21 protein-coding genes are annotated in these 24,641 nt (G+C 63.7%); 6 read left to right on the top strand and 15 right to left on the bottom strand.

Annotation, left to right across the window (positions count from 1 at the left end; translation table 11 throughout):
- Positions 1-8: 8 nt before the first annotated feature.
- From IRI77_RS06815 to IRI77_RS06805, 4 genes are read left to right on the top strand one after another with little or no spacing between them, the layout of a single operon-like run.
- A complete protein-coding gene (locus IRI77_RS06815) occupies positions 9-1,148 on the top strand; it encodes a hypothetical protein (RefSeq protein WP_194451321.1) in 1,140 nt (379 codons plus the stop codon).
- A complete protein-coding gene (locus IRI77_RS37900; protein WP_228486629.1) occupies positions 1,105-3,369 on the top strand; it encodes a lytic transglycosylase domain-containing protein in 2,265 nt (754 codons plus the stop codon). Before IRI77_RS06815 ends, IRI77_RS37900 begins: the two co-directional genes overlap by 44 nt.
- Before the next feature lie 52 nt (positions 3,370-3,421).
- Positions 3,422-4,537, top strand: coding sequence for an aminotransferase class I/II-fold pyridoxal phosphate-dependent enzyme (locus tag IRI77_RS06810; protein WP_407674105.1), 1,116 nt, complete (start codon positions 3,422-3,424; stop codon positions 4,535-4,537).
- Between the two features lie 58 nt (positions 4,538-4,595).
- On the top strand, positions 4,596-4,979 hold the full coding sequence (locus tag IRI77_RS06805; RefSeq protein ID WP_194451319.1) for a hypothetical protein: 384 nt from the start codon (positions 4,596-4,598) through the stop codon (positions 4,977-4,979).
- A gap of 12 nt (positions 4,980-4,991) precedes the next feature.
- On the opposite strand, the gene larB is transcribed toward IRI77_RS06805, so the two are convergent.
- Entirely contained in the window at positions 4,992-5,738 is a 747-nt protein-coding gene (larB, locus tag IRI77_RS06800) for a nickel pincer cofactor biosynthesis protein LarB (protein WP_194451318.1), read from the bottom strand.
- 18 nt (positions 5,739-5,756) lie between these two features.
- Positions 5,757-6,227: a DUF192 domain-containing protein gene (locus IRI77_RS06795; RefSeq protein WP_194451317.1), complete on the bottom strand. Its 471-nt coding sequence runs from the start codon at positions 6,225-6,227 to the stop codon at positions 5,757-5,759.
- A gap of 32 nt (positions 6,228-6,259) precedes the next feature.
- Between IRI77_RS06795 and IRI77_RS06790 the strand changes: the two genes are divergently transcribed.
- Positions 6,260-7,192, top strand: a complete 933-nt coding sequence (locus IRI77_RS06790; protein ID WP_194451316.1) for a UbiA-like polyprenyltransferase — start codon at positions 6,260-6,262, stop codon at positions 7,190-7,192.
- A 7-nt stretch (positions 7,193-7,199) separates the two neighbouring features.
- The gene (gene mqnE / locus IRI77_RS06785) at positions 7,200-8,333 is read left to right on the top strand and encodes an aminofutalosine synthase MqnE (RefSeq protein WP_194451315.1); all 1,134 of its coding nucleotides are present in this window, start codon (positions 7,200-7,202) and stop codon (positions 8,331-8,333) included.
- 23 nt (positions 8,334-8,356) lie between these two features.
- Here the strand turns inward: mqnE and IRI77_RS06780 are convergent, their stop codons facing one another.
- From IRI77_RS06780 to IRI77_RS06720, 13 genes are all read right to left on the bottom strand, one after another.
- A complete protein-coding gene (locus IRI77_RS06780) occupies positions 8,357-10,165 on the bottom strand; it encodes a chloride channel protein (protein ID WP_194451314.1) in 1,809 nt (602 codons plus the stop codon).
- A complete protein-coding gene (locus IRI77_RS06775; RefSeq protein ID WP_194451313.1) occupies positions 10,162-10,608 on the bottom strand; it encodes a MarR family winged helix-turn-helix transcriptional regulator in 447 nt (148 codons plus the stop codon). Before IRI77_RS06775 ends, IRI77_RS06780 begins: the two co-directional genes overlap by 4 nt.
- 137 nt (positions 10,609-10,745) lie before the next feature.
- The gene (locus IRI77_RS06770; protein WP_194451312.1) at positions 10,746-12,125 is read right to left on the bottom strand and encodes a hypothetical protein; all 1,380 of its coding nucleotides are present in this window, start codon (positions 12,123-12,125) and stop codon (positions 10,746-10,748) included.
- A gap of 56 nt (positions 12,126-12,181) precedes the next feature.
- On the bottom strand, positions 12,182-13,264 hold the full coding sequence (locus IRI77_RS06765) for a pyridoxal phosphate-dependent aminotransferase (protein ID WP_194451311.1): 1,083 nt from the start codon (positions 13,262-13,264) through the stop codon (positions 12,182-12,184).
- Positions 13,261-14,598: an APC family permease gene (locus IRI77_RS06760; protein WP_194451310.1), complete on the bottom strand. Its 1,338-nt coding sequence runs from the start codon at positions 14,596-14,598 to the stop codon at positions 13,261-13,263. The genes IRI77_RS06765 and IRI77_RS06760 overlap by 4 nt, the downstream gene beginning before the upstream one ends.
- A 15-nt stretch (positions 14,599-14,613) precedes the next feature.
- Positions 14,614-15,582, bottom strand: coding sequence for a quinone oxidoreductase family protein (locus tag IRI77_RS06755; RefSeq protein ID WP_194451309.1), 969 nt, complete (start codon positions 15,580-15,582; stop codon positions 14,614-14,616).
- Positions 15,579-16,127, bottom strand: a complete 549-nt coding sequence (locus tag IRI77_RS06750; protein WP_194451308.1) for a hypothetical protein — start codon at positions 16,125-16,127, stop codon at positions 15,579-15,581. The genes IRI77_RS06755 and IRI77_RS06750 overlap by 4 nt, the downstream gene beginning before the upstream one ends.
- A 45-nt stretch (positions 16,128-16,172) precedes the next feature.
- Positions 16,173-16,544 (bottom strand): MGMT family protein, encoded by a 372-nt coding sequence (locus IRI77_RS06745; RefSeq protein WP_228486627.1) that lies wholly within the window; start codon positions 16,542-16,544, stop codon positions 16,173-16,175.
- Between the two features lie 82 nt (positions 16,545-16,626).
- Positions 16,627-18,237, bottom strand: a complete 1,611-nt coding sequence (gene cimA / locus IRI77_RS06740) for a citramalate synthase (protein ID WP_194451306.1) — start codon at positions 18,235-18,237, stop codon at positions 16,627-16,629.
- A 6-nt stretch (positions 18,238-18,243) separates the two neighbouring features.
- The gene (gene ilvC / locus IRI77_RS06735) at positions 18,244-19,251 is read right to left on the bottom strand and encodes a ketol-acid reductoisomerase (RefSeq protein ID WP_194451305.1); all 1,008 of its coding nucleotides are present in this window, start codon (positions 19,249-19,251) and stop codon (positions 18,244-18,246) included.
- Positions 19,252-19,371: 120 nt separating this feature from the next.
- Positions 19,372-19,908: an acetolactate synthase small subunit gene (ilvN, locus tag IRI77_RS06730; protein WP_194451304.1), complete on the bottom strand. Its 537-nt coding sequence runs from the start codon at positions 19,906-19,908 to the stop codon at positions 19,372-19,374.
- A gap of 12 nt (positions 19,909-19,920) precedes the next feature.
- Positions 19,921-21,651 carry a biosynthetic-type acetolactate synthase large subunit gene (ilvB, locus tag IRI77_RS06725; protein ID WP_194451303.1) on the bottom strand — a complete coding sequence of 577 codons (1,731 nt, stop codon included), beginning with the start codon at positions 21,649-21,651 and terminating at the stop codon, positions 19,921-19,923.
- A gap of 373 nt (positions 21,652-22,024) precedes the next feature.
- Positions 22,025-24,634, bottom strand: coding sequence for an ABC transporter permease (locus IRI77_RS06720; RefSeq protein WP_194451302.1), 2,610 nt, complete (start codon positions 24,632-24,634; stop codon positions 22,025-22,027).
- Positions 24,635-24,641: the final 7 nt, after the last annotated feature.

Raw genomic sequence — 24,641 nt, 5'->3', positions numbered from 1 at the left:
ATTTGTCTATGGATGAACTTCAAGCGCTGCCACCCGCCCGCGACTTCGTTGATGCGGAACGAGACACGGCGCGCGAGCAGATAACCGCCGCCTGGCAGTTGCATGTCGAACGGCTGCAGGAGCAGATCGAACGCGGCTGGCAGGAGAACATCGAGCGCGTCTTCGAAGAGCGTTTCGCGGCCCTGCGTGCCGGCTTCGAGGCAGAGATCGAGACTCGCACCGCGGCCCGTGTGGCGGAGGCGTCAGACCGTGTCCGCGCCGCCTCATTGCGCGTCATGAGCGAACGTCTCAACCAGACCGCCCGCCGGCTGGACCAGGCGGAAGACGGCCACACGTGGGCTGCCGCGCTGCTGGACGGAGCCGCCGCCTACGCCTCCCGCGCCATCCTGTTCAGCGTGATCAATGGCGAACTTCAGTACGAAGACCATCGTTCCAATGAAGAGCAGGGTCTGGCCGATGTCCTGGATGGCCGGATTGCGCTGAGCGACGCGCCTGCCTTCGGCAGCGTGCTGGAGACCATGGATGCCGTCATCTGCATGGCCACCGCGGGCGAAATCTCGGCGCGCCTGGCTGACGTCCTCGGCTCCAGCGAAGACCGCCGCGTTTCCCTGCTGCCGGTCATCGTCGGCCAGAGCCAGGGCAAACGGCGCGTTGCCGCGATTCTTTACGCTGAGAACGATTCCGAACCGATCGATGTGAATGTGCTGGAAGTGATCACCGCCATCGCCGGCAACACGTTGGACGCCCGCCAGGCCTCCCAGCGCCAGGCGACCTCAGCGCCGGCCGGCAACCTGATGAGCATCGCACCGGTGGTTGCCTTGCCGGTCGCCGCCCCCGCCGCCACCGGTCCTGACTGGTCCAAGCTGCCTCGTGAAGAGCAGGAACTCCACGCCAAAGCACAGCGTTTCGCCCGCGTCCGTGTCGCGGAGATGCGCCTGTATCAGGCCCAGGCTGTCCGCCAGGGCAGGGAAGACGCCAGGCTCTACGTGGCCCTGCGCGGCGAGATGGATCGCGGCCGCGCGCAGTTCAAGCACGAGTTTCTCCACATCCCGTCCATGATCGATTACTTTCACATGGAGCTGGTCCGTACTCTTGCCAATGACGATGCTTCGCTGTTGGGGCCGGAATATCCGGGCCCACTCGTCTAAAGCCAAACGCGCGGGCGGCGGGCTCATCCCGCTCTTAGTCTGCGCGCTCACCGCGGGCGCGCAGACAGACCCGGCCCTGCGCCTGAAAGCCGGTGTGGAAGCCCTGGACAAGAATGCGTCCGCGGTGGCTTTGGGACAGTTTTCCGGACTGCCTGCCCGCCTGCCCCAGATTGCCGACTACCTCGCCTTCTGGACGGCCCAGGCGCACCTGCAGAGCAGGAATTATGCCGCCGTTGCGCCCGCATTGGAGCCCGTCTTCCGGCAAACTCCGGCATCGCCCCTGGCCGGCCGCGCCGCGATCATGGCGGCCCGCGCGCTGGTCGAACTGAACTCCTTCGGACCTGCCCTGCAGGCGCTCAGCCGCGTCGCAATGGATCAGTTGCCGATGCCGCAGGCCGCCTTGTTATTCGCCCAGGCTTACTCGGGCACGGGCGACTCAGTTTCAGCAGCCGTGCAGTACCAGACTGTTTACTTCTACTACCCGCTGACCGCCGAGGCTGGAGACGCCGGTACGGCCCTGGCCGGGCTGGAACGGGAACTGGGTGAGCGTTATCCGCCGGCCATGCCCACAGCCCGCCTGCAGCGCTCGCAAAAGCTGATCGATGGCGGCCAGGCGACCCGCGCCAAGTCCGAACTCGAAGCCATGATCCCCCTGCTGGGCGGCCTGGAACGAGACCAGGCCCGCGTCCGGCTGGGCGCTGCCGACTATCAGATGAAGCGCACGGAAACAGCGGCCTCCTACCTGCGCAGCCTGCAGGTGGACGATCCCGAGGCCGAAGCCGAACGCCTTTACTACCTCGCCGCCTGCTACCGCCGTCTCGATCGCGATGCCGAGATGCTGGCCACTGTGCAGGAGATCGGCCCCAAGGCGCCCTCCTCACCCTGGCGGCTGAAGGCACTGATCCTCGCGGCTAACAATTACCTGGTCGCCAACGACTGGAGGAAGTTCACGCCTCTCTTCCAGGCTTGCGCCGAGGCCTTCCCCAACTCCGAGGAAGGGCCTGGCTGCCACTGGAAGTACACCTGGCGCGTGTATCTCGAACGAAAGGCGAACGCCGGCGAACTGCTCCGCCAGCACGTCACCCAGTACCCGTCCTCCGACAAGGCCGGCGCCGCGCTGTATTACCTGGGCCGCCTGGCCGAGTCGGCTTCCGACCTGCCGGCGGCCAAACGCTTCTACAACGAGGTGCTGGGCCGCTTCCCGAACTACTACTACACCGCGCTGGCCCGGGAGCAGTTGAAACGCTCGCAGGTCGCCCTCGCGGCGGCTTCGCCGGAGACCGAACGCTGGCTGGGCACCATCGCCTGGCCCGACCGCATTCGCCAGGCCGACTTCAACGCGGATGAACTCACCAGCCGCCGGATCGAGCGGGCTCGCCTGCTGGCCCGTGCCGGCCTGGACCAGTGGGCCGAAGGCGAACTGCGCTTCGGGATCCGCAACGGCGGCAAGCGCTTCCCCCTGGCCGTCGAACTGGCCGAAACCGCCCATCGCCGCGGAGCCCCCGACGTCGGCCTGCGCTACATCAAGAGCACCATCCCGGATTACCTGTGGCTGACCGCGGAGGGCGCGCCCAAGAGCTTCTGGAAGCTCGCCTTCCCGTTTCCTTACCGCGCCAAGATCGAACGCTTTGCGAAGGAGCGGTCGCTCGATCCCTTCCTCGTCGCCGCGCTGATCCGCCAGGAATCGGAGTTTAACCCGGCGGCTATCTCCGTGGCCAAGGCTGTGGGGTTGATGCAGGTGATGCCCGGCACCGGCCGAGAACTCGGCCGCCGCGTCGGCCTCAAAGCCGTCATGCCCAGCTCCCTGAAGGTCCCGGATATCAACCTCAACATCGGGACCTACTATTTGCAGCACCAGTTGGCCGCCCGCAATGGCAGTGTCGAGGACACCCTCGCCGGCTACAATGCGGGGCCCTCGCGCGTGCCCGTCTGGCGCTCTTGGTGGGACTTCCGCGAATCCAGCGAATTCGTGGAGACTATCCCGTTTACGCAGACCCGCGAATACGTCCAGATCGTCATGCGCAACGCGGAGATGTACCGCCGGATCTACGCCAACGAACCGTATTCCATCGAGCCCGAGCCGCCCCCGCCGCCGGCCACCATCACTGCCGCCCCGCCGGCCAGGAAGACCGCCAAAGCACCAGTCAAAGCGACGACCAGGAAGTCGAAACACTCCAACTCCAAAAAAGGTAAGCCGAGTGCCACTCGAACCAACAACTGAGCGCTTTCGCGCCCACCGCGTGGAGCACTTCACCGAAAGTGTCATCCGCGAAATGACCCGCCTCGCCCTGCGCCACTCCGCCGTGAACCTGGCCCAGGGGTTCCCCGATTTCCCCGCGCCGGCCGAGCTCAAAGAGGCGGCCACCCGCGCCATCGAGGAAGACTTCAACCAGTACGCCGTCACCTGGGGCGCCAAGCCGCTGCGCGACGCCATTGCGGCGAAGTACCTCCGGCACTACGCGTTGGAACTGGACCCCGAGACCGAGATCACCGTCGTTTGCGGCTCCACCGAGGGCATGATCGCGTCGCTGCTCGCCACGACGAATCCTGACGACGAGATCGTGATCTTCGAGCCCTACTACGAGAACTACGGGCCCGACGCGGATCTCTGCTCGGCCAAGCGGCGGTATGTCACGCTGCACGCGCCGGACTGGACGTTTGATCCCGACGAACTGCGCGCTGCCTTCAACTCAAAGACGAAGGCCATCATCGTCAATACGCCCAACAATCCGACGGGTAAGGTTTTCACTCGCACGGAGTTGGAGTTGATTGCCGAACTGTGCCAGGAGCATGATGCCCTCTGCATCACAGATGAGATCTACGAGCACATCCTGTACGACGGCGCCGTCCACGTTCCTGTGCTGACCCTGCCCGGCATGCGGGACCGCACCATCCTGGTCAACTCCATGTCCAAGACGTTCTCAGTGACCGGGTGGCGCGTCGGTTGGGTACTGGCGGCTCCCCACCTCACTACGTCCATCCGGAAGGTACACGACTTCCTGACTGTGGGCGCGGCCACACCGCTGCAGCAGGCGGGCGCGTTTGCCCTATCTTTACCTGACAAGTATTTCATTGATTTAGCAGTGCATTATGCTGAGCGCCGAGACTATCTAATGGGGCTGCTCCGAGTTGCCGGATTGGCCCCCTATCGGCCCGCCGGCGCATACTATATCATGAGCGACATTAAATCCATCGGGTATTCGGATGATGTTCTCCTTAGCCGTCATCTTGTTGAAACGGTGGGAGTTGCATGTGTACCTGGAGGGTCATTTTTCAGCCGGCAGGGTTTGGGATCGCACTTAATTCGCTTCTGTTTCTGTAAGAAGTATGAGACGCTGGAGGAGGCGGGGCGCCGTTTACAGCGTGCGTTCCGTGGTGCCGCCGACTAACTGACGCTAACAAGCGTCATAGCAGTTGAAGTGCATTCGATTGGCTGAAGGAGAAACGATGCTGCCGAATTTCCTCCTGCCGGAACAGGTAGTCCGTCAGAACGGGTCCGGTCCCACGCTCGAGATCGGCGATTCCGCAGGCGATGTAATCAGCCTGACGCTGGGGATTCATCGAACCATTGAACAACAGAGCCTGGACTTGTCGATTTCCGGCTCAGTGGACGGTGAAAACTGGGGCGACAAGCCTCTGGCCGCTTTTCCGCAGAAGTTTTATTGCGGTGTGTATAGCTTGATTGTGGATCTCTCTGACCGGCCGGACGTTCGTTTCCTGCGTGTTGACTGGAAAGTCAGCCGCTGGGGCCGGGGAGAGCCGACGCCCTTATTTGGAATGTACGTCTTCGCCGAAGCTGTTGGCCAAGGTGTAATGGGCGCCGCCGGCTAACCGCTGGCGCCGCTACAGACGGTTGATGAGGCTGGCGACATAGCCGCCGCCGAACCCGTTGTCGATGTTCACCACGCTCACGTTGCTGGCGCAGCTATTCAGCATCCCCAGCAGCGCTGCCAGTCCATGGAAGCTGGCGCCGTAACCCACGCTGGTCGGCACCGCGATGACTGGACAACTGACGAGCCCGCCCACGGCACTGGGCAGGGCACCCTCCATCCCTGCGCACACGACGATCACGCGCGCCTTTGTGATGCGATCCAGGTTTCCGAAGAGCCGGTGAATCCCCGCCACGCCGACGTCATGGATCTGATCCACATCGTTGCCCATCACCTCGGCCGTTACCACCGCTTCGAGGGCGACGGGCATGTCCGTTGTACCCGCGCTGATCACAGCCAGCGGTCCCTTGCCGTGCATGGTCCGGTCGCGCCACACCCGCAGCGCCCCGCAGGCGGGAAAATACTCGGCCTCCGGGTACAACGCCTTCATCCGGCCCGCCACTTCTTCGTTGGTCCGCGTCACCAGGACATTGGAAGCCCGCTCCAGCAGTCGCTCCGCAATCCCCAGGATCTGCTCAGTGGTCTTGCCTTTGCCGAAGATCACCTCCGGCATCCCGGTGCGAATGGCGCGATGATGGTCCACCGTGGCGTAGCCCAGATTCTCGAACGGCATGTGCCGCAGGCGCTCGATCGCCGCGTCAATCTCTACCGCGCCCGAACGCACCTGTTCCAACAGTGACTTGAGGTGATCCTGATCCATTTCGGTGTTTGCGCCTCTCTAGAAATCCAGCGTCATGCCCGGCTTGATATTGTTCTTCGCAGCCACGCCGGCGGCCACTTCCAACACGTAGGCGGCGTTGAAGCCCCCACCGTACGACAGGCACTTCTCCTGCGGACCGGGGCAGGGCGGCACCTTGTGTACCAGCTGAACCACTGTATGCTGGCGATCCATCCAGATCATGTCGAGCGGCACCTTCACTTCGAACATCCAGTAAGGGTACTTGCCCTCCTTCTGGTGGACGAACAACATGCCCTCGTTCTCCGGCAGCGAATCGCGGAACTTCATGCCGCGCATCACATCCGCCGGTTGAATCGCCAGTTCCGCCCGGATCTTCGTGCCGTTCGGGAAGGTCACCTGGCGCGAGTTGTAACCCACTCCGTTTCCGCTCTCGCCGCCGCCACAGCCGGCCATCAGAAATGACAGGGCCGCCGTCGCCAGCCAGAAAATCCGGAAGCGTCTTACATGCATCGATTAAAATGGTAGCTGGATTGCCAGCCGGAATGCACCAAGCCACCTCTACTTTTAGTCCCCCAGCCATCTGGCGCCGCCTCGTCCTGACGCTCGACATGATCAAGTTTGAGCACTCGGTGTTCGCCTTGCCTTTCGCCCTCACCGGCGCCCTGCTCGGCTGGCGCTCCATCGGCTACCCGCTGGACGGCATGGCGGCCAAGCTCGCCTGGATTGTCGTCGCCATGGTGGGTGCGCGCTCGGCCGCCATGGCCTTCAACCGTGTCCTTGACGCCGATATCGACGCCCGCAATCCGCGCACCAAGGCCCGCCACATCCCGGCCGGGCTGCTCAGCCGGACCTTTGCCTGGGGCTTCATCGCCGCCACCTCGGCCGTCTTCCTGCTGGCCGCCGGCATGTTGAATCCGCTCTGCTTCCGCCTCGCCCCGGTCGCGCTCGGCGTCGTCTTCTTCTACTCCTGGACGAAACGCTTCACGCCTCTCTCCCACGTGGTCCTGGGCTTCGCGCTGGGCATCGCCCCGGCCGCCTCCTGGATCGCCATGACCGGCTCGCTCAATCCGCGCATCCTCTGGCTCACTGCTGCCGTCACCCTCTGGACCGCCGGCTTCGACATCATCTACTCCTGCCAGGATTATGACTTCGACCAGCGCGAAGGCCTCTTCAGCCTGCCCGCCAAACTGGGCCTCGCCAATGCGCTCATCGTTGCCCGTTTCTTTCACCTCGCCATGATCGGCTGCCTGGTGCTGCTGGCCCTCTCGCTGGGCGGCGGCATCTCGTCCTGGCTCGGCATCGGCGTGGTGGCCGCCCTGCTGCTCTACGAACATTCTCTGGTCCATGCCAACGACTTCTCCCGTGTCGACGCCGCCTTCTTCACCGTGAACGGCTGGGTCGGCATGTTATTCTTTGGTTTCTGGGCCTTTGACATCCTCTCCGCCATGCCCGGACTGCATCTCCTGGGAAACTGACACACCTATGCTGCCTGATTTCTCTCAGCCCACTTTCGACGACCGCCGCCTGCTGCCCATCTACGACAAGGTCAAGGCCGGCGAACGGCTCAGCTACGAAGACGGGCTGACCCTCTACCGCTCGCCCGACCTCCTCGCCGTCGGCCACATGGCCAACCTGGTTCGCGAGCGTCTGCACGGCAACGTCACCTACTTCAACGTAAACCGCCACATCAACCCCACCGACGTCTGCGTGGCCTCCTGCAAGCTCTGCGCCTTCGGCAAGAAGGCCAAGGATCCCACCGCCTACACCATGTCGCTGGAGGACGTCTGGGCTCGTGCCGGGCACGGGGTCAGCGAAGCCGTCACCGAGTTCCATATCGTCGGCGGGCTCCACCCCGAACTCACGGTCGACTGGTTCTGCGAGATGCTGCGCGGCCTCAAGCAGCGCTATCCGCAGGTCCACCTCAAGGCCTTCACCATGGTGGAGATCGCCTACTTCCACAAGCGCTTCAAGATCCCGATTGAAGAGGTGCTGCGCCGCCTCAAGGAAGCCGGCATGGACTCCATGCCCGGCGGTGGAGCCGAGATCTTCACCGAGCGAGTCCGCCGCATTATCTGCGATCACAAGATCGACGGCAACGAGTGGCTCGATATCGCCCGCCTCGCCCATAAGATGGGCCTGAAGTCCAACTGCACCATGCTGTACGGCCACATCGAGAACGAGGAGGATCGCACGGATCACCTCGTCCGCCTGCGCGCCGTCCAGTCCGACACCAATGGCTTCGTCACCTACATCCCGCTGGCCTTTCATCCGGACAACACGCCGCTGGAGCACATCTCGAAGACCACCGGCTTCGACGACCTCAAGAACATCGCCGTCGCCCGCCTGATGCTCGACAACATCCCGCACATCAAGGCCTATTGGGTGATGATGACGCCCAAGATCGCGCAGATCGCCCAGCGCTTCGGAGCCGACGACATCGACGGTACCGTGGTGGAGGAGAAGATCTACCACGATGCCGGAGCCGACACCAGCCAGGGCCTGCGCCGCAACGAGCTGCTGAGCCTGATCCGCGCCGCCGGCCGCGAACCGGTCGAGCGCGATACCGCCTACAACCGCGTCCAGCGTACCGAGAGTACGTTCGCCATCCTCGTCTAGTCTCACGGGGCAGGGAAGCTTCATCAGCGCCCCTGCCTCGCCTCCTCCGCCCTTCTTCCAAACGGCAACCGGATCCGCAGCACCCGCTCGCGGTGCCGCTCCTCGGTCAGGTTCCTCGAGCGTGCCCGCAGCAGATCCTCCAGCGAAATCATGCCGGCGAGTCGATCTCCGTTGGCCGGGTCCACTACCGGCATGCGCGTGAAACCGCTCTCCGCCATCCGGTACACTGCTACGCGCAGTGGTTCATCCGTGTAAGCCACCACCGGATCCCGCCGTGCCAGCAGGCCCGCCGTCTGTCGGCCTTTTCCGTCTCCGTCCGCCAGCCACAGCCGCACGTCCTTTCGCGTGATCACGCCCCGCAGCCGTTTCTGTTCATCCACCACGGGAAACAGATGTTGCCCCCGCGGCGAATGGTCTGGCCGGAACCAGCCGGCGATCTGCACCAGCGTCTCGCTCTCAGGGAATGCCACCAGGTTGGCCCGCATTACCTCGCGGACAAACTGGATCTCCAGCGGATCCACCTCGTACTCCCTGCTCAGGTGGAACCCGCGCCGGCTCACCTTCTCAGTCAGGATCGAGCGCTTCATCATCAGCACCGTCACCGCATAGGCGATCACGTTGGCTACCAGCAGCGGCAGCAGCGCGCTGAAGTCGTGCGTCAGTTCGAGTGCGAAGACGATCCCTGTGAACGGCGACCGCATCGTGCCTCCCAGGATCGCGCCCATGCTCACCAGCGGCCAGAAGCCTGCGCCCACGGCCGGCAGGAACATGGCTTCCACTCCACCCAGCGCTCCGCCCATCATCAGCAGCGGAGCCAGCACCCCGCCTGACGTCCCCGAGCCCAGCGACACGGCCCATATGATCGATTTCACCACCAGAATCCCGATGATCGTGGCCTTCGGCACATCGCCCTGCACCAGCGCGCCGATTGTTTCGTAGCCCACGCCCAAAGCCTGCGGGAACACGAGTCCTCCGAGGCCCACGACCAACCCGCCGATCGCCGGCCACCACATCCAATGAATCGGCAGCTTTTGGAACGAGTCCTCGGCCACATAGACCGCGCGGGTCAAAGCCGCAGACAGCAACCCGGCCAGCAGTCCCGCCACGACGCAGCCTGCCAGGCCCGCCGGGCCGATGAACACAGGATGCGCGGCCGTGTGGAACAACGGACCCAGCCCCATCAGGTACCGCCGTGCTGCGCCTGCACTCGCGCTCGCCAGCGCAACGGGGATCAGGCTGCGCGGCTTCCACTCAAACAGGAGCAGTTCCACCGCCAGCAGGACGGCTGATAACGGAGCCGCGAATGTGGCCGACATGCCCGCGGCCGCGCCGGCCACCAGCAGCGTCTTCCGCTCCGCACTGCTCAGGTGGAACAACTGAGCGATCATCGAGCCGAATGCGCCGCCCGTCATGATAATGGGCCCTTCCGCTCCAAACGGTCCGCCCGAGCCGATGGAGATTGCCGACGACAGCGGCTTCAGGATGGCCAGGCGGGGCTGTACGCGGCTGCCGTTCAAAAGAATCGACTCGATCGCCTCTGGAATGCCGTGCCCGCGAATCCGCTCCGACCCGTAGCGCGCCATCAGCCCGATCACCAGCGCGCCCGCCACCGGCACCAGGACCGACCAGGCGCCCAGATGGTGTCCCGCCGGCGACACGAGTTCCGTCGACCAGCGCTGGAAGTAGAACAGGTTCGTGCACAGCCCGATCAGCTTCAACAGCAGTAGGGCTACGACCGAACTCACCAGCCCGATGACCACTGCCAGCGCCGAAATCGGCACCAGGCGGGCCGATGCCGTGAAATCGCCCAACTCTCCGGCGCCCTTACTCATGCCAGCCCGCCCTGCGCCGACCGGCGGATGATCGCCCGCAGAGCCTTGGAAAGTTGTGGAGCCGTTTCCTCTAACTCTTCACGGTGCGTCAATGAGAGATGGGCCAGCACCTCTTCGCCATGCGGCGTCAGTTTCACCAGCACTTGCCGGCCGTCGGCCTTGGCCGCGACACGCTGCACCAGGCCGCCGCGCTCCATCCTGTCCACGAGACCCACGGCGCTCTGATGCCGCAGGAACAGCCGCTCAGCCACCGCCCCGATCGTGGGCTCCAAGCCATAGGGCAGCCCCTTCAGGGCTAGCAGTGCCTGGTGATGCTGCGGCTCGAGTCCCTCCGCCTTCGCTATGGCTTCACTGAACTGGAGAAAGCGGCGGATCTGGTACCGGAATTCGGCAAGCTCCTGATACTCCACCGCCGACAACGGCTTGCGGCCTGTCGTGATCATGTTTATATCGTACTACGATAATATCGTAACGCGATATAGTTGACCGGAGAGGAAGCATCGCGCGCCGGCTTGCCGCCGGATTCGGCTCACCGCCGGATTCGGCTCACCGCCGGATTCGGCTCACCGCCGGATTCGGCTCACCGCGACTGTGCAAACTTATCGAAGGTGATGGTCGAAGACGATCCGAATTTGCGGTAGCCCTTGAAGACCAGTTGGTTCTTGAAGCACGGAGCGTCCCCGCCCACGCATCCCACGCTCTCGCCCTTTGACGGCAAAAGGAAGGTGCCAGAATCAAGCTTGATGAAGCCGAACTCCACCGACGTCTCCGCGCTTTCGTAGGGCATGTCCCGCGTGATGATGGCCTTCTGGTCGATACGCAGTACTTTGTGTGTCGCCTTGTCGATCCACACCTGGCCTGTATATGCGGGCCGCACCTGCCTGCCGTCCTGGCTGACCAGGATCCAGTGCGAATTCGCCGCGGTCACACTGATATCGAAGAGCAGGGCAGTCCTGCCGCCGATCTGCTCCTCGCCATGCCGCGTGAACCTGGCATTCGTGACGGGAGACATAATGTCCTGCAGCGTCACGACAAACTCGCCTGTCGTCCAGGCACCTGTCTTGCCGATCGGATCCTGTGTGGGGCGGCCATTGATCCGCAGGTTTTTGTACTCTTCCTTGCCGTTCACCACCGACACGTCCGCAGCCACAATGTCGACGACGCGCCAGCGTGGCGGATCGGTGAAGCCGCTGGACCGGGTCGTGGTTTGTTCCGCCACGAAATTGGGCATGTCCTGCAGGATGCTGGCGGAGGCTTGACGCGCATCTTCCAGTGCCTGGGGCTCCCCGCGCGCTTCTTTCTTGGGCGGACCCTCTTCGTCTTCAGGCGGCTTTGCCGCGGCAGCTTCGGGCTCTGCCGGGGCCGTCCCGTCCAGATCCTGCGAGGTTGGGGGGTGGATCAGCGCCGCCTCCACCTTCCGCTCCGCTTCCTTGCGTTCGTCCGGAGTTCCTACACGGACCTGGGTCACCCGGTAGGCGGTTTCGGTGTCATCGGCGCTCACCTGCACCATCAGCCGGTCGCCCGGATGCAGCAGGGAGTCGCGCATCGATTCGCCTTCGGGATTGCGGAATTGCGTCTTCGGCAGCAGGCGGAACCGCAGCACCCGCGTCGTCGATGTTTCCAGCAGCAGGTCCTTCTCGCCAAAGTTGCGCAGTGTTCCGTCCACCGAACGGAGTGCGATCTTCAGCTCCTGGTCGGAACCTTCCTTCTTCTCGTCTTTCTTGTCGTCCTTGGACTTCTTTTTCGGCCACTTGATGCGCGGCATCGGCAGCCCACCGCCGCTTCCACCGGGGTATTGACCGCCCGGATACTGCCCTGGCGGGTATTGGCCCGGGGGGTATTGGCCCGGCGGATACTGCTGCGGATACTGTTGCGGGTATTGCGCCAGCGCCTCGCCAGCTCCGGCGGCAAGCCACACCGCCAGCATCCCTCGAACCGCAAGCTTACCGAAACGCCGCATACTGTAGGCCCCCATAGGTATTATATGGACCCGCACGGCGAACGGTTACCGCTACTTTAGACAGGCTGGAACCGCGCCAGGAGTTCGCCCATCCGGCGCAAACCCTCCTGGAACATCCCGGTGTTCACGCCCATGCCGATGCGGAAATGCTCCGGGCTGTCGAAGAATCTGCCAGGCACCACCGAGACCTCATACTCCGCTCGTAACCGGTCGACGAATTCGGCAGAGCCGCCGCCGGCCAGGCGAACAAAGGCCGTCGTGCCGTGGGCGGTCCGGGGCGCCACCACTTGAGGGTGTTCATCGAGGAACGCGTTGAAGAGTGCGCGGTCCGCTTCCACCACCCTGCGGGCCCGCGTCCGCACCATATCCAAATGCTGCAGCACCCGCAGCGCGATCTGGTTGCCCGGGTGCGACGGGATGGACCCGAACAGATCGTTCAGCCGGTACATTGCCCAAGCCAGTTCCGGCTCGGCCAGGATCCAGCCGCAGCGCAGGCCGCTTACACCGTAGACCTTGGTCAGGCTGTTGGTGACGACGAACTCCGGCCCCAGGTGAAACACGCTCGGCGGCGTATTCTCGTAGATCGCGTCCACGTAGATCTCATCGACCAGCACCCGGGCCCCGGCCTCGCGCGCCAGCGCGCCAATCTGCTCGAAGACACCAGCAGCCGCCTGCACGCTGGTCGGATTGTGCAGGTTCGTGATCACGATCAGCCGCGTCTTCGGTGTAAGGTTGCGCCGGATCTCCTCGAAATCCAGTGCGTAACCGTCCTCTTCGCGGCGCAGGAAGCGCTTGACGGTGGCTCCGGTGAACTGCGCCGCCGAGACCAGCAGTTCGTAGGCGGGCTGCTCGATCAGCACCTCATCGCCCGGATTAAGGATCGTGGCCATCGCCAGGTAGTTCGCCTGCGATGCGCCATCGGCCGTCACCACGCACTCGGCGCTGACGCCGCACTTCGCGGCCAGCGCCTCGCGCAGCGGCAGGAACCCATACTTGGTATCGCCGTTGATCTCCAGGTCGTCCATCCCAATCGGCAACGCCCGCAGCGGAAACGAACCCACGCCGCTGGTGGCCAGATTGAACTTTGCATGGCTCCGGGTCTTGGCCCAGTTCATGTAATCAGAATGCTTTTGAATCATGCTTCCTTCCCGCCGGGCCGGCGTTTCCACCGGCCCCAATAGAAATACACCGGAATGCCGCCGGCCAGGATGGACAGCCCGACCAGGCTGTTCTCCGGCGAACTCGAAACCGTGCTGGCGACGATGCCCGCGCAGGCCAGTACGAACACGGAGGTCGTCCAGGGATGGCCCGGCGTGTGGAACACACCCTCGCCGGTCAAGCCGCGCCGCTTGGCTCGCACCACGAACAAAGCCGCCGCCGTCAGCCCAAAACTGATGAAGTCGACCGAAACGACGTAATTGAGGATCTGTTCATACCGCCCAGACAGCGCGATCAGCGTCGCCATCACGCCCTGCAGGACAATGGCTACCACGGGGACGCCTGACTTGGGGGAGAGCCGGCCGACGCTCTCGAAGAACAGGCCGTCGCGCGCCATCGTGTAGTAGACTCGCGGAGCCGTCAGGATCCCCTGGCTCAGGAAGCCGAGCGTCGAGGTGGCAATGCCGATGGCGATCCACCACGCTCCGCGGTCACCCAGGATGGCGCGCATCACCGCCGTAGCCGGGGTCTTTGTCGCGGCCAGGCCCTGCGCGCCCAGCATCTTCAGGCACACGAAGTTAACCGACAGGTAGAGCACCACGACGCCGGTCACGCCCAATACCAGGCCACGGGATAGATCTCGCCCGGGGTTCCGCATCTCGCCTGTGATGAAGCTCGCCGTCTGCCAACCACCGTAAGCGAAGGCAATCGGCACAATCGCGGCGCCAATCGCGGCGATCAGCCCGAAGGAGACCGGTTGGTCGAGCACCGGCGACCAATGCAGCTCACCTCCGCCCAGAAACAGACCCAGCAGGACCATCACGGCAATCGCCCCGGCGCGCAGCAGCATCAGCACCGTCTGGGCATTGCTGCCGGCCCGTACGCCCAGGCAGTTGATGGCCGTCAGGCCCAGCAGCGCCGCCGCGGCAATCGCGCCGTCGCTGAAGTCCAGCCCCGAAATCTCCCGGAAGTAGCGCGCGAAGGTGATCGCCACGGCAGCCATGCCGCCGGTCTGCGTCACCAGCAGCAGCACCCAGCCGTAGAGGAACGCGACCAGTGGATGGTACGCCTCCCGCAGGTACATGTACTGTCCGCCGAAGTCTGGCAGGCGCGTGGCCAGTTCCGCCCAGATGAACGCGCCCATCATCGCCAGCCCGCCGCCCATCAGCCATGCACCCAGGATCAGCACCGGCGTATGGACGTGCAGGGCGACTACGTAAGGGTTGATGAAGATGCCCGACCCGACGATGCCGCCCATGACGATCATCGTCGCGTCGAACACGCCCAGCGCTCGTTTCGGCCGTACTTCTGCCAAGGGCGCTCTCGATTTCTAAGGGATGAGGATCAACTTGCCAGTCGTTGCGCGCGACTCCAGGTCCGTCTGCGCCTGGCCCGCTTCGGCCAATGGGTACACCTTGTGGATCTGCAGTTTTAAGGTGCCGTCCTTCAGCCAGCGGAGGATATCCGAAGCGCGCCATTCCAGTTCGGCCCGCGTCGACGTGTAGTCGCCCAGCTTGGGCCGCGTCAGGTAGAGGGATCCCTTCTGGTTCAGCACCAGCGGAGCCATCGGAGGCACGGGGCCGCTGGCGTTCCCGAACGTCACCATCATGCCGCGCGGCTTGATCGAGTTCAGGCTGCGCTCCCAGGTCGCCGCACCCACTGAGTCGTAAACCACATCGACGCCTCGGCCCTCGGTCAGCCTGCGCACTTCCGTGTCGAACTGCTGCTCGGAATAGTTGATCACCTCGTCGCAGCCTGCCTGCCTTGCCACCGTGGCCTTGGCCGCTGAGGAGGTGGTTCCGATGACGCGTGCCCCGCGCAGCTTGGCGGCCGCCACAATCCATTGCCCCGCGCCGCCTGCCGCCGCGTGAACCAGGCAGGTGTCGCCCTGCTTCAGCGGGTAGGTCGAATGGGTCAGGTAGTGCGCCGTCATGCCTTGCAGCATGGCGCCCGCCGCCGTCTGGAAATCCACCTCGTCCGGTACCGGCACCAGTTGCCAGGCCGGAAGGGCGGCGTACTCGGCGTATGCGCCGCGCACCGTCCCGAAGGCCACCCGGTCGCCAGGCTTCACACTCTTCACGTCCGGGGCGACGGCTTCCACTACGCCAGCCGCTTCCATGCCGAGAATCACCGGCGGGGCCGCCGGGTACAGGCCCGTGCGGAAGTAGATGTCGATGAAGTTCACGCCGATGGCATGGATTCGTACCAGCGCCTGGCCTTCCACCGGTTCCGGCACGGGCAGATCGTCATACTGCAGCTTGTCGACGCCGCCGAATTCCGTAACAAATACAGCTTTCATGTTCGAGCGATCCTCCGCAGATGGTAATACGCTGCACACAGCAGCAGGTAAGTGAACGTGAATGGGAACAGTAGCACCCGCAGGACGGTGCTGATGCCGGCAGAACCGCTCAGGCCGGCCCGGAACAGGATGAAGTGCTTGATCGTGCGCCACTCGGATTTCTGGAACCAGAAGTAGTCGCCGTTTTCATTCAGGATGAAGACCTTGGCCTGCACCTGCCAGGCCAGCACCCACTTCCACTTCGTCATGATCGGCTCGCCCGAGCAGATGATCCCCGTGATCTCGTAGCCCTGCGCCCGCAGCTTCGAATAGAAGCGGGTGCGCGCCTCGGAGCCGATATAGTCGGTCACCCGGTGGACCCGCCCGCGCGACGCGTCGAAACCCTTCGGTACGCCGGGGAAGCAGGTGACCAGATCCACCTGTTGCCCTTCAGCGAACTTCGCGTAGAGGCTGGGCAGCAGACCCTCCACCAGATACCGCGAGCCGCTCTCAACCAGCAGCACGCGCCGGAAGTGCGGGATATGCCGTGAAAAGAATAAGCGCAAACTACAATTCTAACTGTTCGTTCGCCTGTCCATCCCGGCGCGGTCTTACTCCTCTTCCCACATCCGGAACACGTGCTGGTGCTGCTCCATGTTCACGCGCCGGCCCCGGAACGTCACGCCCTCCATCTCGAGCCGCAGGCGTTGCTCCAGCGCGGCGTCCAGATGGAGTTTGATTTCGCCGCCGGCGCCAACCACGCGTTGCCAGGGCAGGCGCCCGCCGGAGTGCCGCAGGATGCGCGCCACCAGCCGGTGGTACATCGGATATCCGGCTGCGCCAGCAATCTGCGAGTACGTCGCCACCTTGCCCTTGGGAATCGACCGGATCACGCGCATGATGGCGGAATCCCGCTCTTCATTGGGCCTCTGAATCTCCTTCATCAGGGCCCGGACGATCTTTTCCTTGGGAATCCGTTGCATCCGAACCATTCTCGCATTCCAAAGCGAAGGGGCCGCCCGCATCGGCAGGCAGCCCCGGCAATCTTACGCAATCGATCTAAACCTACACGCCCCAGCAGTAATCCTCGACGGCCTTCTCAATCGACTCGTCTTTGTCCGCCAGCCGCATCAGTTCCAACCGGATGGCGTCGACCAGCGCATTCCACGACGCTTCCAGCACGTTGTCGCTGACCCCCACCGTGGCCCAGGAGCGCCGGTGATCGGACCATTCCACCAGCACGCGCACCTTCGAGGCGGTGCCTTTCTCTGTCGAGATCACGCGCACCTTATAATCGGTCAGCCGCACACTGGCGATGGCCGGATACGTGGCCGAGATGCACTGCCGCAGGCACAGGTCCAACGCGTTCATCGGACCTTCGCCCGACGCGGTGGCCGAATGAATCGCCTCGTTGATCCGCAGAATGATCGTCGCCGTCGTTTCTGATGGCCGGCTGCCGATCATGCGAGTACCCACTTCGAAGCTCACCACTTCGAAGAAATGCATGCCGGGCTGCAGGGCTTCCCGCACCAGCAATTCGAAGGTCCCTTCGGCGGCTTCCAACTCGTAGCCGAGGTACTCCATCGTCTTCATGCGGTCGAGCAGTTCGCGCTTGGCATCGTCCTTCAGGCGGTCGCCAATGCCGTACTGCTGCAGCTTGTAGAGGATGTTGCCGCGGCCGCTTAGATCGCTCAACAGGACGCGCTGGCGGTTGCCGACAACGGACGGCCGGATGTGCTCATAGGTGATCGAGTCCTTCAAAACCGCGCTGACGTGCACGCCGCCCTTGTGGGCAAACGCGCTGCGGCCCACAAACGGCTGGCCCGCCGGTACCGGCAGGTTGGCCAATTCGGCGATGTAATGCGCCACCGAAGTGAGCGAAGTCAGCTTCTCCGGGCCGATGGTGGAGTGGCCCAGTTTTGCTTCCAGGTTGGCAATCACGCTGGACAGATTCGCGTTGCCGCAGCGCTCGCCATAGCCGTTCATGCAGCCCTGGACATGCGTCACGCCCTGATCCACCGCCGCCATGGTGTTGGCCACGGCCAGGTCGCAATCGTTGTGGCAGTGGATGCCCAGGATGCCGTCAAACCGTTCGCGGACAATGCTGACGATCTCGGCCAGGCGGTGCGTCAGCGTCCCGCCATTGGTGTCGCACAAGCACAATACGTCCGCGCCCGCTTCCTTTGCGGCCTCCAGCGTGCTCAAGGCGTAGTCCGCATTCGCCTGGTAGCCGTCGAAGAAGTGCTCGGCGTCGTAGACCACTTCGCGGCCATGGTCCTTGAGGAACCGCACCGTGTCGGCGATCAACGTCAGGTTCTCTTCCAGCGAGATTCCCAGAACGCGCGTGGCGTGGATATCCCAGGTCTTGCCAAAGATGCTGATGACCGGCGTTTCCGCCTCCAGCAGCGCCAGGACGTTGGAGTCTTTCTCCACCGGGTTGCGGGCAAACCGGGTCGCCCCGAAGGCGGTGAGCTTGGCATGTTTCAGCTTCAGCTCACGCGCCTTCAGGAAGAACTCCTTGTCCTTCGGGTTGGACATCGGCCAGCCGCCCTCAATGTAGTCGATACCCAGTTCGTCGAGCTTCTGGGTAATGAGCAGCTTGTCTTCCACTGAGAAAGACACGGCTTCGCCTTGCGTGCCGTCACGGAGGGTGGTGTCAAATGTCCAGATACGCATTGCAGTTTACTCTTCTACCTTCTTCTTCTTGAGGAAGGTCATCATGTCGCGCAACTCGGCGCCGACGGTCTCGATACGCTGCTTGCGCGCGCCTTCCCGCATGGCCAGGAAGCCGGAACGGCCGCTCTTGTTCTCCGCCATCCATGTCTTGGCGAATTCGCCGGACTGGATTTCGGAGAGGATCTTCCGCATCTCGGCGCGGGTCTGCTCGTTGATGATGCGCGGACCCCGCGTGTAGTCGCCATACTCGGCCGTGTCGGAAACCGAGTAGCGCATGTAGCTGAGGCCGCCCTCATAGATGAGGTCGACAATCAGCTTCAGCTCGTGCAGGCACTCGAAGTAGGCGATTTCCGGCGCGTAGCCGGCTTCCACCAGGGTTTCGAAACCGGCGCGGATCAGTTCGGAGGCGCCGCCGCACAACACAGCCTGCTCGCCGAAGAGGTCCGACTCGGTCTCTTCCTTGAACGTGGTCTCGATCACACCAGCCTTGAGGGAGCCGAGCGCCAGGGCATACGCCAGGGCATTCTCGTGGGCCTTGCCGGAGGCATCCTGGGCAACGGCGATCAGCGCCGGCACGCCCTGGCCTTCGGTGAAGACTTCGCGGACGCGGTGGCCGGGGGCCTTGGGCGCGATCATCGAAACGTCCACGCCGGCCGGAGGAGTGATGAAGCCGAAGTGGATGTTGAAACCGTGCGCGAACATCAGCGTCTTGCCCGGCTTCATCGACGGCGCCAGGTCGTTGTTGTAGAGGTCGGCCTGGATGTGATCCGGGACCAGAACCATGATGACGTCGGCCTGGGCGCCCGCTTCGGCCGGGGTCACCACGGTGAGACCGGCGGATTCGGCTTTCGCCTTGGACTTCGACGTGGGCGGCAGGCCCACAATCACGTTCACGCCCGAATCCCGCAGGTTCAGCGCGTGCGCGTGGCCCTGCGAGCCGTAGCCGACGATGGCCACTGTCTTGCCCGCGAGCGGAGCGAGCGAGCCGTCCTTCTCATAAAAACGATTTGCCATAACGAATACTCAGATTCCTTTCCAATTCAAAACCAGGGGACTCTCACCGATTCCGCCTCTTCAGGACGGGGCGCGCCTCGATCTGGGGGCAGCGCCCACCCCTCAGCGGAATCTTCCCCGCTAAACCTGTCCCACCGTCTCCGGTTGGCCCTTGGAGATCGGCGGCGCCAGCCGGAGCTTCTTGGCTTCCAGGCTCACCGCCACCATCCCCGATCGCGTGACTTCGATTTCGCCGTAAGTTTCCATGACGGCGATAAACTCTTCCATCTTCTCCGAGGCGCCGGTCGCCTCCAGGGCGAAGCCCTCCACGGAGGAATCCACCACGCGGGCCCCGAAAATCTCCGACTCTTTTAAGATAGCCGTCCGGTTCTCCTGGGTGGCGCGCACCCGCAGCAGCACCATCTCGCGCATCACGGCCGGTGCGTCCGTCAGATCCGCCGCCTGCAGTACGTTCACCAGGCGGTTCATCTGCTTAATCACCAGGCCCCGCAGCCGCGACTCGACGTCCACCATCAGCGTCATTCGGGACAACGTCGGATCAAGTGTCCGAGCCACTGTCAATGACTCGATATTGTAGCCGCGCTGGCTGATCAGGCCCGTGACGCGCATCAGGGCGCCCGGCTTGTTCTCCATCAATATAGATATGGTCATCAGCATGACAATTACTCCTTAGCGGGGCACAGCCACCGGTTGCGGCGGGGCCAGCACCATCTCGTTGATGGCGGCTCCGGCCGGAACCATCGGGTAGACGTTTTCAAACTGCGACACGCGCACATCCATCAGGTAAGGACCCGGCTCGTCCACCGCTTCCTTCAACGCCGAAGCCAGTTCCATGGGGGTGTGCACGATGCGCCCCTTCATTCCATACGCGGCGGCCAGCAGTTCCACGTTCGGGAACGCGCTCAACTCCACCGACGACAAACGGTTGTTGTAGAACAATTCCTGCCACTGGCGCACCATGCCCAGGTAGCCATTGTTCATGATGATCACCTTCACCGGCAGCTGGTAGTTCACCAGGGTCGCCAGTTCCGGCAGGGCCATCTGGAAGCCGCCGTCGCCGCAGATCGCGAAGACGGTCTGGTCAGGATGCGCCATCTGCGCGCCGATCGCGGCCGGCAGGCCGAAGCCCATCGAGCCGAGGCCGCCCGAACAGATCCAGGTCCGCGGATTGTCGAACTTGATGAACTGCGCGGCCCACATCTGGTGCTGGCCCACATCCACGCTCACAATCGCCTTGCCGTCAGAGAGCTTGTTGATCTCGTACATCAGGTGCTGCGGCTTGATCTCGTCGGCCGAGAACACCGGCTCCAGCGGATGCTCCGCCTGCCAGCCGCGCACCTGCTTCCACCAGGCATTGCGGCCTTCCGAGTTCTTCGAGGCCATCTCCGGTTCCAGTTCCTTCAGGTTCCGGTTCAGCTTGCCGAGGACCTTCTTCACGTCGCCGACGATGGGCAGATCCGCCGTGCGGTTCTTGCCGATCTCGGCCGGATCGATGTCCACGTGGATCACCTTGGCATGCGGAGCGAACGCCGCCAGCCGGCCCGTCACGCGGTCGTCAAACCGCACACCCAGGGCGATCAGCAGGTCGCACTCATACATGCCCATGTTGGCCGTGTAGGAGCCGTGCATGCCCGGCATCGAGATAAAGTTCGGATGCGAACCCGGCAGGCCGCCCAAACCCATCAGGGTGCAGACCGCCGGCGCGTCCAGCGTCTCGACCAGTTCCTTCAGCTCAGGCGATGCGCCCGCCGCCAGGATGCCGCCGCCCGCGTAAACGTAAGGCCGCTGCGCTTCCCACATCATCTGCGCCGCGCGCCGGATCTGGCCGGCATGGCCGTCGGTGACCACCTTGTAGCCCGGCAGGTGAATCTCGTTGATCGGCGTGTAGTGCGCCTGGCCTTGCAGCACGTCCTTCGTGATGTCGACCAGCACCGGCCCGGGACGGCCAGTGGAGGCGATGTGGAAGGCCTCGTGAACGATCTGCGCCAGTTCCTTGATGTCTTTGACCAGGAAGTTGTGCTTCGTGCAGGGCCGCGTGATGCCGAACGTGTCGGCTTCCTGGAACGCGTCGCTGCCGATCAGCTTGCTGGTCACCTGGCCGGTGAGGGCCACCACCGGGATGGAGTCCATCATGGCATCCACCAGGCCGGTCGTCAGGTTGGTCGCGCCGGGGCCGGAGGTCGCGCAACACACGCCCACCTTGCCCGTTGCTCGCGCATACCCGGCGGCGGAAAAAGCTGCGTTTTCCTCGTGCCGCACCAGAACATGGCGAATGGGGTTGTCGTAGATGACGTCGTACAAAGGTAGCGTGACGCCTCCGGGATAGCCGAAGATCACGTCAACGCCTTCGCGCGCCAGGCACTCCAATAAAATGCGTGCACCACTCATCAGGTTGGACATCGGTCTGAGGAATCCTCTCTTGTCTATCAGGGACTGGGGTGAATTGAAAAAGGCCACCTCGGCGGGATCTTTCCGCCTGGTGGCCTTTTTTGTAACTCAGGTAAGGCTCACTCAGGCAGGTCCCAGTACGGTGACCCCAATCTGAATAATCCCTACTACTACGAAAAGTTGCACGGCTCTGCCGCTCAGTTGCTGGTGGTTCCAGAGCTGTTCGGTCAGAGTCATCTTCTACAGATTAGGGTGTTAGTCCGGAAAATGCAAGATGTGATCGCCATTAAATGCGTTTATGGCGGTATAGCCCACCACCAGGAGGGTGTACCGGTCGAATCGCCACATTTCCCAACGAAAACGCCCTTCCCGGTGCCCACGCCGTTTAGTCCTGGCGGAGCGTGGTCATCGGATCCACTCGCGATGCCCTGCGCGACGGAAGCAGCGCCGCCAGCAGCGCCACCAGCGCGAGGCTCACGGCCGCCGACGCAAACGCCGCCGGATCGGCCGGCTGGATGTGGAACAACAACCCTCTCAATCCATAAGCGGCGGCGGCCGCACCGGCGATCCCAAAAACCAGGCCCGCCGAAGTCCAGCGGAACGCATGCGCCAGGATCATCCTCAGGATCTGTGAGGGCGTTGCGCCCAGTGCCAGCCTTACCCCGATCTCCCGCTCCCGCTGGGCGGCCAGGTACGAGATCAAGCCATACAGGCCCGAGGCGGAGAGGATCAGGCCAATCGCGGCGAACAGCGCCAGCAGCAGCGCCTGGAAGCGGGGCCGCGCCGCCAGTTCGCCCATGTGCTGGTCAAAGGTCTGGATCAGGGGCGGAATGACGGGATCCAGCGCCGCCACCTCCGACCGGATCCACGATTCCAATAACTCCGGCTTGGCTTGGCCGCGCACAATCACCGCGGACGCAGCCAGGGCATCTTCGTCGGAATGCCGGCGCACCATGTAGTACTCCGGATGGTTGGCATCGATCAGGCCGCCGTTTCGTACGCTCGACGCGATACCCACCACCGTGTAGAGTGGCCCTTTCGGAAAGCGGCGCATCTGTTTGCCGAGCGCATCTTCACCGGGAAACAGCAGACTCGCCAGCGACTGGCTCAGGATCACGACCATCTGTTTCGGACCGCGATCCTCCTCCGTGAACGGCCGGCCCTTGAGGATGGGAATTCCCAGGGCCTTGAAATAGCCGGGGGAAACATGCCGCCAGACGACGATGCCGCTGCTCGGCTCGGCCTGCGTCCGGACGCTGCCTTCCAGCGCGTACAAAGGCTGGGAACGAGGTACACCGCCGGGCGGCAGCGAATCGCTCAGGGCAACCGTCTCCACTCCAGGCAGGCGGGCCAGCCGCTGTTCCAGCGACTCGAAGAACGCCAGCCGGGCGGACGGCTGCGAGTAGCGGATGGTCAACGCCATCTCCGCCGTCACGACATGGTCGGTCCTCATCCCCAGGGAGAGCCGCTGCCGGTTCCACAGGCTCTGCAGCAGCAGCCCGGCGCAGGTCAGCAGGATCAGCGAGAAGCTCAGTTGGGCGCTGACGAGGGCGTGCCGGGTGATCATGCTGGACCGCGGCGTGGCGCGGGTTCCGGAGATCGTGGAAGCGGACGGCGTATGCAGCGAGGGCGCGAGTCCGAAGATGAACCCGCAGAGCAGCGAGGCGGCGACTGTGAAGCCGAGAACCCGCAAGTCCAGCCGGGCTCCGGTCAGATGCGGCAACCCCGCTGGGGCGATGTACACAAAGACGCGCAGCAAACCGTAGGCGAGCAGGATGCCCGCGGCGCCTCCGGACAGGCTCAGCAGCATGCTCTCCGTCAGAGTCTGGCGGACCAGGCGGCCCCGCGAGGCCCCCAGGGCGGCCCGCACGGCCAGCTCCCTCTGTCTCGCCAAGGCACGCGCCAACAGGAGGTTAGCGACATTCGCACAGGCAATCAGCAGCATGGCGAGGACGGCGCCCAGCAGTGTCCAGGCAGCCAGGTACATATTGCCGGACTGCATCTCCTGCAGCGGCTTCACCTGGAACTTCAACTGCTTCCGCGCGGCCGGCGGAGCGAACGAGAAGAGGCGATCCGCCAGCGGCATCACGGCGTCCCTCAACTGCTGCGGTGTCGCGCCGGCCTGCAGCCGTCCGTAAACCTGCATGGGCCGTCCTCCGCCGGCCGGCAGCGGCGGCATCGCCTGGGGGATGACCAAATCCGCCTTCTCGAGCGTGGGTAGCTCGAAATCGGGCGGCAGGATGCCGATGATCTGGCGCTCAGTTCCATCGATCGTCAACTTGTGCCCGATCGTGGACGGCAGGCCGCCAAAGCGGTTCTGCCACATGGCATGCGTAATCAGTGCGACCCCGGGCACATTCGGGCGATCCTCCTCGGCTACGAAGTTCCGGCCCAGCACCGGTTGAATGCCCAGCACGGGCAGGAAGGACGCCTCGACCCGGGCGCAGGCCAGGCGCAACGGCCGATCGCCTGTCAGGTCGCAGTCCACCACTCCGGTCCATGAGGTGACACTCTGCAGCTTCGTGGGCGTTCGCTTGAACTCGGCATAGTCGGACCAAGTCAGGAAGTCGTAATCCATCCAGGGAATCGAGATGCCCATCGAGACCAGGCGGCTGGCATCCGCGTACGGCAGGCTTCTGAAGAGAATCCGGTCGACAACGCTGAAAACAGCCGTCGAAGAACCAATGCCGATGGCGGTGACCGCCAGTACGGTGAGGGCAAAGCTCCGGTTGCGCCGGAAGTTGCGCAGGGCATAGCGGACGTCCTGAGCGATCCCGTTCAACCAGTCCATCCCGCGCGAAGAACGGCACTCTTCCTTGATCTGTTCAACGATCCCGAATTCCTGCATTGCGGCATAGCGCGCTTCGGCGGGCGGCATGCCGTTCGCGAGGTTCAGCTCGATCTGGCGGTCGAGATGGAACCGCAGTTCCTCGTCGAGCTCAACATCGGTCTCGTTCTTCCGTACGAGAAAGCGAAGTCTCTGAATCCAGTTCATGGTGCTG

It is taken from the genome of Paludibaculum fermentans, assembly GCF_015277775.1.
In the GTDB taxonomy this organism is placed as follows: Bacteria; Acidobacteriota; Terriglobia; order Bryobacterales; family Bryobacteraceae; genus Paludibaculum; species Paludibaculum fermentans.
This window is presented reverse-complemented; position numbering and strand designations above follow the sequence as displayed.